The organism is Burkholderia sp. GbtcB21 (genome assembly GCF_019091065.1).
In the GTDB taxonomy this organism is placed as follows: Bacteria; Pseudomonadota; Gammaproteobacteria; order Burkholderiales; family Burkholderiaceae; genus Burkholderia; species Burkholderia pyrrocinia_C.
The window spans coordinates 323,962-338,988 of record NZ_JAGXKA010000004.1 but is presented as its reverse complement, the minus strand read 5'-3'; the positions used below and the strand labels follow the sequence as shown (position 1 = coordinate 338,988).

Genomic DNA, 15,027 nt, shown 5'->3' with positions numbered 1-15,027 from the left:
CGCCTGAAGCGCGAACCTAGATGCCGTGGCGGCTCATCGTCGCGTAACCGGACCGACAGCGCGAAATGGCAGCGCGCGGTCGGTTCGCGCATCCCGGTTCGCACGGGAAGCGAATGCATCGGGCCGCTGCCGCCTTCATTTCACTGCACGCCGGAGGCCGGTGTCGGCTCCGCCACCGCCCGTTTCGCGTGCAGGCGCAACGCGAGCCACGCGATCCCGACCGCGAACGCGCCGACCACGCCGCCGAAGGTGCCGACCCACGGCAACCCGAAGTCGCCCGCGATATGGTTGCCGAGCAGCGCACCGGCGCCGATGCCGACGTTGTACAGGCCCGAGAAGATCGACACGGCCAGGTCGGTCCCCTCCGGCGCCAGCTTCAGCACCCACGCCTGCATCGCGAGGCCGAAACAGACGATCGCCCCGCCCCAGACCAGCGTATGCACGGACAGCGTGACGATGTTCAGCGCGCACGGGAACAGGATCAACAGGCAGCCCGACAACGCGACGATCGACGCCAGCAGGAACTTGTCCGGCTGGTGCGGATAGACGCGGTTGAAGCAGACCGCGGCCGGCATGCCGGCGATGCCGAACAGGATCAGCACATACGTGATCCGGCTGTTGCTCGCGTGGTTGACGCTCTGGACGAAGGGCTCGATGTACGTGTACGACGTGAAATGCGCGGACACGACGAGCACGGTGATCGCGTACAGCGCCACCAGCGCCGGCTTGCGCAGAAATACGCCGATGCTGCCGACTGATCCGGCGCCCTGGCTCGGGAGTTCCGGCAGCGTCGCGCGCAGCAGCAGCAACGCGATGCCCGCCGCGCCCGCGATGATCAGGAACGTGACGCGCCAGCCGAACGCCTCGCCGATCACGCGCCCGAGCGGAATGCCGGCGACCATCGCGATCGACGTGCCCATCGCCAGCATGCTGAGCGCGCGGCTTTTCCGGTCGCTCGGCGCGAGCCGCACGGCCAGCGGGACGGAAATCGACCAGAACACCGCATGCGCGCACGCGATGCCCAGCCGGCCGACCATCAGCACCGCGAAATTCCACGCGACACCGGTGACGATATGGCTGACGATGAACGCCGCCAGTGCCCAGACCAGCAGCCTGCGGCGCTCGACATGGCGCGTGACCAGCGTCAGCGGCAGCGACACGACGGCGACGGCCCACGCATAGATCGTCAGCATCAGGCCGACGTCGGTCGGCTGCATGTGCAGGCTGTCGCCGATCGCGCTGAGCAGCGCGACGGGGACGAACTCGGTGGTATTGAAGATGAAGGCGGTGAGTGCCAGGGCCCATACGCCCCACCACGATTGACTGGAACTGACGGCGTCCGGTGTTGCCATACCTGGAATCGACGAGGGTTGGGGGCGCGTACGGCGCGGAAAAGTCCGGCCCGGGCCCGGCCCGGCGCATCGCCGCGATTGTACCAGCGGCGCCTGACTCGTCGCGGCACGGCACGTTGGGGCCACGGGACATCGCCATGACATGGCCGCGCGCCGATAATGTGTCGGCAGGATTTTCATCGACGATTCGCTCGAACCCTATCGAGCCAGGAGATTCACATGCGCATTGAAACGTCTTTTCTGTTCGATCTCGACGGCACGCTCGTCGACAGCGTCTATCAGCACGTGCTCGCGTGGAAGGAAGCGCTCGATGCCGAGGGCATCGAACTGTCGGTGTGGCGCATCCACCGCAAGATCGGGATGAGCGGCGGCCTGTTCCTGAACCAGCTGCTGCGCGAGACGGCGGGCGACATCGACGCCGAGCGCGTCGAACGGCTCGCCCGGCTGCATGCGGCCGCGTACCAGCGGCTGCGCGCGCAGGTTCGGCCGCTGCCGGGCGCGCGCGAGCTGCTTGCCGCACTGTCGAGCGCGGGCATCCGCTGGGCGATCGCCACCAGCGGGCGGATGGAAACGGCCGCCATCAATCTCGAGGCGCTCGGCGTCGATCCGGCAAAGAACGTCGTGGTCACGCGCGACCAGGTGAAATATGCGAAACCGGACCCCGACCTGTTCCTGACCGCGGCCGCGCAGCTGAACGTGCCGATCGAACACACGGTGGTCGTCGGCGACAGCATCTGGGACATGCTCGCCGCCAGCCGCTGCCGCGCGCTCGGCGTCGGGCTGCTGTCGGGCGGCTACGGCAGCGACGAACTGGAACGCGCGGGCGCGCTGCGCGTGTACGACGATCCGGCGGATCTGCTGTGGCATCTGGATGAAATCGCCGCGCGGCCGTAGACCGTCCGCCGCACCGGGGTCGCCTGCGCCGGATTGAGCCCCCTGCGCGCACTTCACGCGGCCGGCACGGCGAACAGCATGCGGCCGGCCGGGTTCACGTCGATTTCGTAGCGGCTGCAGCCAAGGCCGCGCGTCGCGGCCGGGGTCGTACCGGCAGGCGGCGCGGGTGCGCGGATCGTGCGTCGATGCGTCCCGGTCAATCGTCGTCGACGCGCTTGTCGATCAGGTAGCGACCGCGCTCGACACCCGCGCGCAATGCTTCGTTCTCGGTCAGCCATTCGGGGCCGGCGGCCGCCGGCTCGACCAGCTCGATGCGCTCGCCGCCGACATACACCTGCACCTCGTCGCGCCATGCGCCGCTATCGTTGCGCCGCGCCCATACGAGGATCTCGTGGCCGCGATACGGGTCTCGAACCTGTGCATCCTGTTGATGTTGCACGATGGCCTCCTGTGCTTATCTGCGATAACGATGCAAAAAATGCGCGCCGCCCGAGCGCCGCGCGCGCCGGCCGCCCTGCTCGCACGCAGCGTGCCCGGCCGGCACGCGCCTTGCGCCTCCTTACGTCCCCTTACAGCCCCATTGCGCGTCGAACCGCTACCGGTAAGCGTTTGGGCGAAACGGAAGGAATGCACATCATGATCGGGCACCTCGAACGCGTCGGCCCCCTGCTGCCGGCCGCGCTGCCCGGCACTCGTGATGCTCGCGGCTCGAATGCCGCGTCATCGCGCAGCGTCAACCGCGCACGCTGCGCTCGTCGTCGAGCATAGCGATCTCACGCTCGGCACGCTGCACGATACACCCGGCGCGCGACGCGTGCGCGTGAAGCGGTTCATCGTCCGGCAGTCGGACGACGATCCGGACACCGACGACATCCCGGCCCCGTTCTCGCGCACGAGCGGACCGGAATTTGCAACGCTAGGCAAGACGCTGCAAAACATCGCCGGCGTGCGGACCTGCCGCCCCGACACTTCGTCAAGGAGCTTCGTGTGACCCAGACCGACCTGCTCTCCTATCTCGTGACGAGCGAACTGGCCGCCCGCATGCGGTTCGGCGGATGGCTCACCATCAGCCAGCGCGTCGGTGCGCTGCGCGCGTGGCTCGCGTGCCATCACGCCGAATGCAGCTGGCTCGACCGGATCAGGATCGCGAGCGCAGCCGCGACGATCGCGCAGGAGATCTACGAGATCGCGGTCACGCACGGCCTCGAAAACGGCGAACGCGTACGGCTCGACGCCCGTTCGCCGGAGCTGCAGGCGCTGCGCGCCCGCTGCGACGTGCTGCTGCAGCGCATCGACGGCGACCGGGACGTCGACGCACGATGATCGCGCCGGACCGCAGGAGCGTGCGGCTCGCCGCCATCGCAACGGCAGGCCCGGACGATGCAGCGGCCGCCGCGCTGCCGCCGGACGACGATTGCGCCGCGGGCGACAGCACGGACATCCGCTCCATCCCGTGCATGTAAGTGCAAGCGGCAGTACAGCGGTCATGTAAAAACGACAGCCCGCCGGCGCCGGCATCCCGCCTGACCATTGCCGCACCGGACTCCACGCGGCAGGCACACGCGTTGCGGCAACCCGGCGTTATCGACCGCCGCCGCCCGCACGCCCCGCGCCATGGACTCCACGCCGACCTTCGCTCCGCATATCTACTTCTGCGACGCCCGCCTCGTCGGGCCGCTCGACGCGTGGGGGCAGACCTTCGCGCATATCGCCGGAATGGGTTTCGATCACGTGCTGGTCGGGTCGTTCTGGGCCGCGAGCGTCGCCGGCTTCCCGCGCCACGTGGCCGATTTCCATCGCCCGGCCCACACGTTCACGACGCGCGCGAGCGCGCTCGAAACGTTCTCGCGGCTCGCGCAGCTCGCGCACGGCCACGGGCTGCGCGTGCTGCTCGAAGTCGTGCCGGACCGCATCGCGCGCGAGAACCCGCTGCGCGCCGCGCATCCGGACTGGTACGTCGAACGCACGCACGACGATGCGCTGATCGACCCGCGCGGTACCGCGCACGCGCTGGATGTCGTGCACGCGAACCTCGGCGACGACGCGGCACGCGACGCGCTGTCGGCGTGGTGGTGCGCGCATCTGGCCGCCTTTGCGGACGCGGGCGCGGCCGGCTTCCTGGTCGACGCGCCGCATCATCTGCCGGCCGACTGGTGGCCCGGCTGGCGCGCGGCGCTGCGCCGCGCGCGCCCGGACGCAGCGGTGCTCGCCGGCGTGCCCGGCCATGCGCGCGACGCGCTCGCGCAGCTCGAAGCGGCCGGGTTCGATGCGGTGTTCTCGTCGGTGCGCTGGTGGGATCTGCACGCACCGTGGTTCGCCGACGAACACCGGCTGCTGCGGCGCATCGGCTCGCCGATCGCGTTTCCCGATGCGTTCGACGGCCCGCGCCTCGCCGACGACTGGCCCGACGCACCGGACGACACCGTCGCACGCGCATATCGCCGCGCACTGTGGACGGCCGCGGCCGTCGGCACCGGCTGGCTCGCGCCGATGGGCTTCGAGCGCGGCGTCACGCTGCCGCTGATGTCGCGCGACGCGGATGCCGATCGCTACCGCGCCGCGTTCGAGCGTGCGCGCTTCGACCTGTCGGGTGCGATCGCCGAAGCGAACGCGTGGAGGCGCGCGACGCCCGTGGCGGCCGCGCGCGGCGAGATCGCGCAGTTGAGCGCGCCCGGCGCAACCGCGACGGTGCTGCTGCGCGGCACGGGGCCGTCGCTCGAACACGACGAAGCGGCACTGCTGATCGCGTTGAATCCCGATCTCGACACGGCGGCAACCGTCGATCCCGCCGCGATCCTGCCCGGCGTGCCGGGCAGCTTCACGCGCGTCGTGACGCAGGACGGCGCGCCAACCCACCCGCCTGCCGCGCTCGAAGCCTTCACGCTCGGGCCCGGTGCGCACGCGCTGCTGGATGCCCGGCGCGCGCCGCCCGTCACGACGCGCGCCGACGCCGCGCGCGAACGCACGATGCTGTCGGCCGCGCTCGCGGCCGACCGGATCGCGATCGAGCGCGTCGAGCCGTCGGTCGACGGCGGCCGCTTCGCGGTCAAGCGCGTGATCGGCGAACCGCTCGTCGTGCATGCATCGATCTTCTCCGACGGGCACGCGCATCTCGCGGCCGTGCTCCAGTGGCGCGCGGAAGGCGACGACGACTGGCGCGAAGTGCCGTTCGAAGCCGAGCCGAACGACCGCTGGCACGCACGCATCATGCTCGACCGGGTCGGCCGCCACGTATTTCGCGTGATCGCGTGGCGCGACGACTGGGCGTCGCTCGCCGACGACGTCGCGAAGAAACACGCGGCCGGCCAGGACGTGACGCTCGAACTGCGCGAAGCCCAGCTGCTGCTCGCGACCGCGCTCAAGCTCGCCGATCCGGCCGATGCGCGCGCGGTCCCGCACATGGAGCGCCTCGTCGCCGAGTTCAGGGACGCGCCGCCCGCCGAACGGCTCGCGCTGCTCGGCGCGCCGCCGCTGGCCGACGCGTTCGCCGCGCTGCGCTACCGGCCGTTCGTCACGCACGACGAAACCACCTATCGGGTCGACGTCGAGCGTCGCGCGGCGCGCTTCTCGAGCTGGTACGAGATGTTCCCGCGCTCGGCGAGCGACGATCCGCATCGGCACGGCACGTTCGACGACGTGATCGCGCACCTGCCGCGCATTCGCGACCTGGGTTTCGACGTGCTGTATTTCCCGCCGATCCACCCGATCGGCACCACCGCGCGCAAGGGCCGCAACAACAGCCTGAAAGCCGGCCCCGACGACGTCGGCAGCCCGTATGCGATCGGCTCGCCCGACGGCGGCCACACGGCCGTGCACCCGCAGCTCGGCACGCTCGAATCGTTCCGCGCGCTGGTCGAGGCCGCGCGCGTTCACGGGCTCGAGATCGCGCTGGATTTCGCGATCCAGTGCTCGCCCGACCATCCGTGGCTCGCCGCGCATCCGGGCTGGTTCGCGTGGCGGCCCGACGGCTCGCTGCGCTTCGCGGAAAACCCGCCGAAGCGCTACCAGGACATCGTGAACCCCGATTTCTACGCGCCGGACGCGCTGCCCGGCCTGTGGCTCGCGCTGCGCGACGCCGTGCTGTTCTGGGTCGACGCGGGCGTGCGGATCTTCCGCGTCGACAATCCGCACACGAAGCCGCTGCCGTTCTGGGCGTGGATGATCGACGACGTGCGCGGCCGCCATCCGGACGTCGTGTTCCTGTCCGAAGCGTTCACGCGGCCGGCGATGATGTACCGGCTCGCGAAGGTCGGCTTCTCGCAGTCGTACACGTACTTCACGTGGCGCGAGACGAAGCGCGAGTTCATCGACTACCTGACCGAGCTGACGGCCGGGCCCGCACGCGACTTCTTCCGGCCGAACTTCTTCGTCAACACGCCCGACATCAACCCGCGCCATCTGCAGAACGCGCCGCGCACGCAGTTCGTGATCCGCGCGGCGCTCGCGGCGACGCTGGCCGGTTCATGGGGCATGTACTCGGGTTTCGAGCTCGGCGAATCGGCGCCGCTGCCGGACAGCGAGGAATACGCGAACGCGGAGAAGTACGAGCTGCGCGCGCGCGACTGGAGCCGCGCCGCGCACATCGGCGCCGAAGTCGCGCGGCTGAACCGCGCACGGCGCGATCACCCGGCGCTGCAGACGCATCTCGGCCTGACCTTCGCCGACGCGGACAACGACGCCGTGCTCGTGTTCGTCAAGGCGACGCCGGCGTTCGACAGCGTCGTCGTCGTCGCGATCAGCCTCGACCCATGGCATCCGCAGGCCGCGAACTTCACGCTCGACGCCGCGCTGTGGTGCGGTTTCGGGCTCGCCGACGGCGAACCGCTCGACGCGCTCGAACTGGATGCCGCGCACGCGCAGACGTGGCGCGGCCATCGCCAGTACGTGTCGCTCGATCCGCACGTGCGGCCGTATGCGATCTGGCGGCTCGCGCCGTCTCCGGGCGCCGCGCGGGCGGCCGCGCCCGGACCGGACGACGCCCGACGACCTTCGGGAGCCCACGGATGATGAAACGCGAAGATTCCCTCGACGACGTGCGCCGCGCGCAGTTCCCGTCGCTCGCGCCGGCCGGCACGCCGCGCCGGCGCCGTGCGCGCCGCCGCGCGCCCGCGCTCTGTGCGGACGATCCGCTGTGGTACAAGGACGCGATCATCTACCAGGTGCACGTGAAGTCGTTCTACGACTCGAACAACGACGGCATCGGCGATTTCCCCGGCCTGATCGCGAAGCTCGACTACATCGCCGAACTCGGCGTCGACACGATCTGGCTGCTGCCGTTCTACCCGTCGCCGCGCCGCGACGACGGCTACGACATCGCCGACTACCGCGACGTGCATCCCGACTACGGCACGCTCGCCGACGTGCGGCGCTTCATCCGCGAAGCGCATGCGCGCGGCATCCGCGTGATCACCGAGCTGGTGATCAACCACACGTCGGACCAGCATCCGTGGTTCCAGCGCGCGCGGCGCGCGAAGCCGGGCTCGATGCATCGCGACTACTACGTGTGGTCCGACACCGACACGAAATACGCGGGCACGCGGATCATCTTTCTCGATACCGAAACATCGAACTGGACGCACGACCCGGTCGCCGGCCAGTACTACTGGCACCGCTTCTATTCGCACCAGCCGGACCTGAACTTCGACAACCCGGCCGTCGTGCGCGAGGTGATCCAGGTGATGCGCTTCTGGCTCGATCTCGGCATCGACGGGCTGCGGCTCGACGCGGTGCCCTATCTCGTCGAGCGCGAAGGCACGAACAACGAGAACCTGCCGGAAACGCACGCGATCCTGAAACGGATCCGCGCGACGATCGACGCCGAGTACCCGAACCGGATGCTGCTCGCGGAAGCGAACCAGTGGCCGGAAGACGTGCAGGAATATTTCGGCGACGAGAACGAATGCCACATGGCGTTCCACTTCCCGCTGATGCCGCGCATCTACATGTCGATCGCGAGCGAGGACCGCTTCCCGATCGTCGACATCATGCGGCAGACGCCCGCGCTCGCGCCGAGCAACCAGTGGGCCGTGTTCCTGCGCAACCACGACGAACTGACGCTCGAGATGGTGACCGATTCGGAGCGCGACCTGCTGTGGCAGACCTATGCGAGCGACCGGCGCGCGCGGCTGAACCTCGGCATCCGGCGCCGGCTCGCGCCGCTGATGGAGCGCGACCGGCGCCGCATCGAGCTGATCAATTCGCTGCTGCTGTCGATGCCCGGCACGCCCGTGATCTACTACGGCGACGAGATCGGGATGGGCGACAACATCCACCTCGGCGACCGCGACGGCGTGCGCACGCCGATGCAGTGGTCGTCGGACCGCAACGGCGGCTTCTCGCGCGCCGACCCCGAACTGCTGGTGCTGCCGCCGGTGATGGGCTCGCTGTACGGCTATGACGCGATCAACGTCGAGGCGCAGACGCGCGACCCGCATTCGCTGCTGAACTGGACGCGCCGCATCCTGTCGACGCGCCGTGCGTCGCAGGCGTTCGGGCGCGGCACGATCCGTTTCCTGCGCCCGGAGAACCGCAAGGTGCTCGCGTACCTGCGCGAGCTGGACGGCCACGATCCGGTGCTGTGCGTCGCGAACCTGTCGCGCGCGTCGCAGGCGGTCGAGCTCGACCTGTCGGAATTCGCGGGCCGCGTGCCGATCGAGATGACGTCGGATTCGCCGTTTCCGCCGATCGGCCAGCTCCCGTATCTCCTCACCTTTCCGCCGTACGGGTTCCTGTGGTTCGAGCTGTCCGGGCACGGCCGCGAGCCGTCGTGGCGGCAGCCGCATGCGGAGCCGCTGCCCGAATACGTGACGCTCGTGATGCGGCGCGGCGATACGCGGCCGGACGTCGGGCAGCTGCACGCGCTCGCGCACGACGCGCTCGCGTCGTGGCTCGCGCGGCGGCGCTGGTTCGCGTCGAAGGATCGCGCGATCGGCGATGCATGGCTGAACGTCGTCACGCCGGTGCCGGGCGAAACGTTCCAGTATGCGGAGGCGTGGGTCTGCGCCAGCGACGGCGGCGTCGAGCGCTATATCGTGCCGCTCGCGGCGGCCTGGGGCGGCGAGACGTCCCAGCCGCTGTTCGCGCAGCTCGCGCTCGCGCGCGTGCGGCGCGGCCATACGGTCGGCTACCTGACCGACGCGTTCGCGCTGCCGTCGTTCGCGCGCGGGATGCTGCGCAAGCTGCGCGACGGCGCAACGGTGCCGACCTCCGACGGCGGCCGGCTCGCGTTCCTGCCGGAGAGCGCGCTCGCAGCGCTCGACCCCGGCGACGACGCCGAAGTGCGCTGGCTCGCGGCCGAGCAAAGCAACAGCTCGCTCGTGATCGGCGACGCGATCGTGCTGAAGCTGGTGCGCAAGGTCGCGCACGGCGTGCATCCGGAAGCGGAAATGAGCCGGCACCTGACGCGCATCGGCTATGCGAACACCGCGACGCTCGCGGGCGAGGTCGTGCACGTCGATCCGGACGGCACGCCGCACACGGTCGCGATCCTGCAGCGCTACGTCGACAACCAGGGTGACGCATGGACGCGTTCGTTCGACTTCCTGCGGCGCGCGGTCGACGAGCTCGCGCTGCCGGCCGCCGACGAAGACGAAGCGGCCGAGGAAGACGAGGAACCCGAGGCGCTGCTCGGTTATGCGGCGTTCGCGGGCATCGTCGGCACGCGGCTCGGCCAGTTGCACGTCGCACTCGCGCAGCCGTCCGACGATCCCGCGTTCGCGCCGGAACGCGCGACACCCGATCACGTCGACGGCTGGTGCGTGGACGCGATCGCGTCGTTCGAGCGCGCGCTCGACGTGCTGCGCACGCGGCTCGATGCGCTCGATACGCTCGATCCCGCGATGCGCGCATCGGCCGACGCGCTGCTCGCATCGCGCGACGCCGCCGTGCGCGCGCTCGGGGAACTCGTGCCGCGCACGCTCGACGCGCAATGCACGCGGATTCACGGCGATTTCCACCTCGGCCAGGTGCTCGACGTGCAGGGCGACGCGCTGCTGATCGACTTCGAAGGCGAACCGGCGCGCCCGCTCGAACGGCGCCGCGCGAAATCGCATCCGCTGCGCGACGTGGCCGGCTTCCTGCGCTCGCTGTCGTATGTGAGCGCGACCGCGCAATTCGCGATCGAGAAAGCGCCGCCGCAGGCTGCCGGCCGCAAGCGCGCGCTGTTCGACCGCTTCGGGCAGGCCGCCGCCGACCGCTTCGTCGAATGCTATCGCGCGGCCACCGCGCTCGCGCCCGCACGCTTCGTCGACCCGCGTTATGCCGATCGCCTGCTCGCGCTGTTCCTGATCGACAAGGCGTCGTACGAGCTGTGCTACGAGGCCGCGAACCGGCCCGACTGGCTGAGCGTGCCGGTCGGCGGGCTCGCGGCGCTCGTCGAGCGCCTGCTCGACGACGGCAGCGCGCCCGAACCCGGAGGAACGCGATGACCGACACGCTGTTCGAACAGGCCGACATCGATGCGCTGCTCGCCGGCCGCCATCCCGATCCGTTCGCGTGTCTCGGCCCGCACGGGCAGGCCGACCGGATCGTCGTGCGCGCACTCTTGCCCGGCGCCGAGCGCGTGCGCGCGCTGTCGCCGGACGGCGACGAACTCGGCGCGCTCGCGTGCGTCGACCGCGCCGGCTGCTTCGCCGGCACGATCGCGCACGACGGCGAGGTTCCCCATTACCTGCTCGCGATCGACTGGCCTGACGCGCGGCAGGTGACCGACGACGCGTATGCGTTCGGCACGCTGCTCGACGACGCCGCGCTCGCGCGCTTCTCGTCCGGCGATCCGGCCGCCGTGCTCGACTGCCTGGGCGCGACGCCCGTGCGCATCGACGACACCGACGGCGTGCGCTTCGCGGTATGGGCGCCGAACGCGCAGCGCGTGTCGGTGGTCGGCGATTTCAACGGATGGGACGGCCGCCGCCATCCGATGCGGCTGCGGCGGCCGTCGGGTGTGTGGGAGCTGTTCGTGCCGGGCATCGGCGCGGGCGAGCGCTACAAGTACGAGCTGCGCGCGGCCGACGGGCGCGTGCTGCCGCACAAGGCCGATCCGTGCGCGCGCGCGACGGAAGCGCCGCCGCGCACGGCGTCCGTCGTCGCCGACGTCGCGGCGCTCGACGCGTTCGCGTGGCACGACGACGGCTGGATGCATGCGCGGCCGCACGCCGACCGCTACCGCGTGCCGTGGTCGATCTACGAAGTGCATGCGGAATCGTGGTTGCGCGTGCCCGAGGAGATGGACCGCAGCGCGACGTGGGACGAGCTGGCCGAGCGGCTGATTCCGTACGTGCACGGGATGGGCTTCACGCACGTCGAGTTCATGCCGATCGCCGAATACCCGTTCGGCGGCTCGTGGGGCTACCAGCCGCTCGCGCAGTTCGCGCCGTCCGCGCGCTTCGGGCCGGTCGACGGCTTCGCGCGGTTCGTCGACCGCGCGCATGCGGCCGGCATCGGCGTGATCGTCGACTGGGTGCCCGCGCATTTCCCCGACGATCCGCACGGCCTCGCGCAGTTCGACGGCACCGCGCTGTACGAGCATGCCGACCCGCGCGAGGGCCTGCATCCCGACTGGCACACGTGCGTGTTCAACGTCGGGCGCACCGAGGTCGGCGCGTTCCTCGTCGCATCGGCGCTCGCGTGGGCGCGCCGCTATCACGTCGACGGCATTCGCGTCGACGCGGTCGCGTCGATGCTGTACCGCGACTATTCGCGCAATGAAGGCGAATGGGTGCCGAACGTGTACGGCGGGCGCGAGAACCTCGAATCGGTCGCATTCCTGCGCATGCTGAACGACACGCTGCACGGTGCGGCCGCGCCGCCCGGCGTCGTCACCGTCGCAGAGGAATCGACCGCGTGGCCCGGCGTCACCGCGCCGACCGGCGACGGCGGGCTCGGCTTCGACTTCAAGTGGAACATGGGGTGGATGCACGACACGCTCGCGTATCTGCGCGAGGACCCGATCCACCGCCGCTATCACCACGACCGGATGACGTTCGGGCTCGTCTACGCGTTCTCCGAGCGCTTCGTGCTGCCGCTGTCGCACGACGAGGTCGTGCACGGCAAGGGCTCGCTCGTCGCGAAGATGCCGGGCGACGCGTGGCAGCGGCTCGCGACGCTGCGCGCGTACTTCGGCTTCATGTGGGCGCACCCCGGCAAGAAGCTGCTGTTCATGGGCAGCGAGTTCGCGCAATGGGCCGAGTTCGCGCACGACTCGACGCCGCACTGGGACCTGCTCGACGCGCCCGCGCATCGCGGCGTGCAGCGGCTCGTGCGCGACCTGAACCGCGCGTATGCGGCCGAACCCGCGCTGCATGCGCTCGACTGCCACGCGGCCGGCTTCGCCTGGCTGATCGGCGACGATCGCAACAACAGCGTGTTCGCGTTCGCGCGCCGCGACGATGCGGGGAACCTGGTGGTCGCGGTCTGCAACTTCACGCCGGTGCCGCGCAGCGGCTACCGCGTCGGGCTGCCGGCGCCCGGCCACTGGCGCGAACGGATGAACACCGATGCCGCATCGTACGGCGGCACCAACGCCGGCAACGACGGTGCCGTGTGGGCCGAGGCCGTGCCCGCGCACGGCGAGGCGTGGTCGGCAGCGCTGCGCCTGCCGCCGCTCGCGACGCTGTGGCTGAGCCCCGCCTGATTCCCCGCCCCTTCGACACGGAGATATCCGCCCCATGCCGAGTGCCCTGCCCGCTCGCCTCGAATCCGGCCGCCGCTATCCGCTCGGCGCGACCTGGGACGGCCTCGGGACCAACTTCGCGGTGTTTTCCGCGCACGCGCAGCGCATCCAGCTGTGCGTGTTCGATCCGACCGGCCGCAGGGAACTCGCGCGCCTCGATCTGCCCGAATGCACCGACGAGGTGTGGCACGGCTACTTGCCCAACGCGCATCCGGGCACCGTGTACGGGTTTCGCGCGGACGGCCCGTACCAGCCGCAGCACGGCCATCGCTTCAATCCGACCAAGCTGCTGCTCGACCCGTACGCGCGCAAGCTGGTCGGCCATTTCCGCTGGTCGGACGCGCTGTTCGGCTATCGCGTGCATTCGAACCGCGCGGACCTGTCGATGGACCGGCGCGACTCGGCGCCCGCGATGCCGAAATGCGTGGTGGTCGACGAGGCGTTCGACTGGAGCACCGACCGGCGCCCGCGCGTGCCGTGGCGCAGCACGGTGATCTACGAGGCGCACGTGCGCGGCGTGTCGATGCGCCGCGCCGGGCTGCGCGCGCCCGAACGCGGCACGTTCTCGGCGTTGGCGCATCCGGCTTTCATCGATCACCTGCTGTCGATCGGCGTGACGACGGTCGAGCTGCTGCCCGTCCACGCGTTCCTGCAACAGCGCGAACTCGTGAAACGCGGGCTGCGCAACTACTGGGGCTACGACACGGCCGCTTTCTTCGCGCCGGAACCCGCGTATCTCGCGACGCGGCGGCTCGACGAGATGCGCATCGCGATCCGCCAGCTGCATGCGGCCGGCATCGAGGTCGTGCTCGACGTCGTCTACAACCATACTTGCGAAGGCAACGAGCTCGGCCCGACGCTGTCGTGGCGCGGCCTCGACAACGCGAGCTACTACCGGCTCCTGCCGGGCGACCATCGTTTCCACGTCGACGAGACGGGCTGCGGCAACACGCTGAACCTGTCGCACCCGCGCGTCGTGCAGATGGTGATGGATTCGCTGCGCTACTGGGCCACCGCGTTCAACGTCGACGGCTTCCGCTTCGATCTCGGCGTGACGCTCGGCCGCGAGGATCACGGCTTCGATCCCGGCGCGGGATTTTTCGATGCGCTGCGGCAGGACCCGGTGCTCGCGCAGCGCAAGCTGATCACCGAGCCGTGGGATCTCGGCCCCGGCGGCTACCAGCTCGGCCGCCACCCGCCGGGCTTCGCCGAATGGAACGACCGCTTTCGCGACACCGTGCGGCGCTTCTGGCGCGGCGACGCGGGCCAGCGGCCGGAACTCGCCGCGCGGCTCGCGGGGTCGGCCGACCTGTTCAACCACCAGCGGCGCCATACGTGGGCGTCGGTCAATTTCGTCACCGCGCACGACGGTTTCACGCTCGCCGATCTCGTGTCGTATGCGGACAAGCACAACGACGCGAACGGCGAGGACAACCGCGACGGCCGCGACGACAACTGCAGCGCGAACTGGGGCGTCGAAGGGCCGAGCGCCGACGCGGCGATCCGCGACGTGCGCGCGCGCGTCGCGCGCTCGATGCTCGCGACGCTGTTCACCGCGCTCGGCACGCCGATGCTCGTCGCCGGCGACGAGTTCGGCCGCACCCAGCACGGCAACAACAACGCGTACTGCCAGGACAACGAGCTGTCCTGGCTCGACTGGGACCTGGCACGCAGCGACGAAGCCGTGAAGCTGATGCGCTTCGTATCGCGGCTCGCCGCGCTGCGGCGCATGTACCCGCTGATGTCGGCGCCGCGCTATCCGTCGGGCGATCACGACGGCGCGCCGGGCATGGCCGAGATCGACTGGTTCGACGAACGCGGCGACGCGCTGACCGTGCCCGCGTGGCACGACCGCGAGCGCCGCGCGCTGACGATGCGGCGCGTCGGCGCGGGCCGCACCGGGCGCACCGAGTCGCTGCTCGTGATGCTGAACGCGTCGTCCGAGACGATCACGTTCGCGCCGCCCGCGCCCGTGCTCAACTATCGCGTGCTGGTCGACACCGCCGCGCCGGACGCCGGCCCGCGCGCATGGCCGGCCGACGGCCTCGACGTCGCCGCGCATGCGGCCGCGGTCGCCGTCGCGGCCGTGCCGCCCGACCCGCCTTCGTGAGG

10 protein-coding genes and 1 pseudogene are annotated in these 15,027 nt (G+C 70.5%); 8 read left to right on the top strand and 3 right to left on the bottom strand.

The genetic code is table 11. From position 1 onward, the window contains the following. Positions 1-140 precede the first annotated feature (140 nt). Entirely contained in the window at positions 141-1,352 is a 1,212-nt protein-coding gene (locus KVT39_RS12465; RefSeq protein ID WP_217589193.1) for a sugar transporter, read from the bottom strand. Between the two features lie 219 nt (positions 1,353-1,571). Here KVT39_RS12465 and KVT39_RS12460 point away from each other — a divergent pair, with 219 nt between their 5' ends. Then, positions 1,572-2,246 (top strand): HAD family hydrolase, encoded by a 675-nt coding sequence (locus KVT39_RS12460; RefSeq protein WP_047904178.1) that lies wholly within the window; start codon positions 1,572-1,574, stop codon positions 2,244-2,246. 53 nt (positions 2,247-2,299) lie between these two features. On the opposite strand, the gene KVT39_RS12455 is transcribed toward KVT39_RS12460, so the two are convergent. Further along, positions 2,300-2,446, bottom strand: coding sequence for a hypothetical protein (locus KVT39_RS12455; protein WP_165948176.1), 147 nt, complete (start codon positions 2,444-2,446; stop codon positions 2,300-2,302). Next, complete coding sequence (locus KVT39_RS12450; RefSeq protein WP_034184441.1) at positions 2,443-2,685, bottom strand: DUF6566 family protein; 243 nt, start codon at positions 2,683-2,685, stop codon at positions 2,443-2,445. The genes KVT39_RS12455 and KVT39_RS12450 overlap by 4 nt, the downstream gene beginning before the upstream one ends. Positions 2,686-2,953: 268 nt before the next feature. Between KVT39_RS12450 and KVT39_RS12445 the strand changes: the two are divergent. From KVT39_RS12445 to glgX, 7 genes and pseudogenes are all read left to right on the top strand, one after another. Then, positions 2,954-3,237, top strand: a pseudogene (locus tag KVT39_RS12445) (MgtC/SapB family protein); the annotation flags it as partial. Then, the gene (locus tag KVT39_RS12440) at positions 3,234-3,569 is read left to right on the top strand and encodes a hypothetical protein (RefSeq protein ID WP_034184442.1); all 336 of its coding nucleotides are present in this window, start codon (positions 3,234-3,236) and stop codon (positions 3,567-3,569) included. The pseudogene KVT39_RS12445 and the gene KVT39_RS12440, both read left to right, overlap by 4 nt. Beyond that, positions 3,566-3,709 carry a hypothetical protein gene (locus KVT39_RS12435; RefSeq protein ID WP_175747899.1) on the top strand — a complete coding sequence of 48 codons (144 nt, stop codon included), beginning with the start codon at positions 3,566-3,568 and terminating at the stop codon, positions 3,707-3,709. Before KVT39_RS12440 ends, KVT39_RS12435 begins: the two co-directional genes overlap by 4 nt. 151 nt (positions 3,710-3,860) lie before the next feature. Further along, positions 3,861-7,253 (top strand): maltotransferase domain-containing protein, encoded by a 3,393-nt coding sequence (locus tag KVT39_RS12430; protein ID WP_217589192.1) that lies wholly within the window; start codon positions 3,861-3,863, stop codon positions 7,251-7,253. After that, positions 7,253-10,672, top strand: a complete 3,420-nt coding sequence (treS, locus tag KVT39_RS12425; protein ID WP_217589306.1) for a maltose alpha-D-glucosyltransferase — start codon at positions 7,253-7,255, stop codon at positions 10,670-10,672. The genes KVT39_RS12430 and treS overlap by 1 nt, the downstream gene beginning before the upstream one ends. Then, positions 10,669-12,876 (top strand): 1,4-alpha-glucan branching protein GlgB, encoded by a 2,208-nt coding sequence (gene glgB / locus KVT39_RS12420; RefSeq protein WP_217589191.1) that lies wholly within the window; start codon positions 10,669-10,671, stop codon positions 12,874-12,876. Before treS ends, glgB begins: the two co-directional genes overlap by 4 nt. 34 nt (positions 12,877-12,910) lie before the next feature. After that, positions 12,911-15,025 carry a glycogen debranching protein GlgX gene (glgX, locus tag KVT39_RS12415; RefSeq protein ID WP_131949596.1) on the top strand — a complete coding sequence of 705 codons (2,115 nt, stop codon included), beginning with the start codon at positions 12,911-12,913 and terminating at the stop codon, positions 15,023-15,025. Positions 15,026-15,027: the final 2 nt, after the last annotated feature.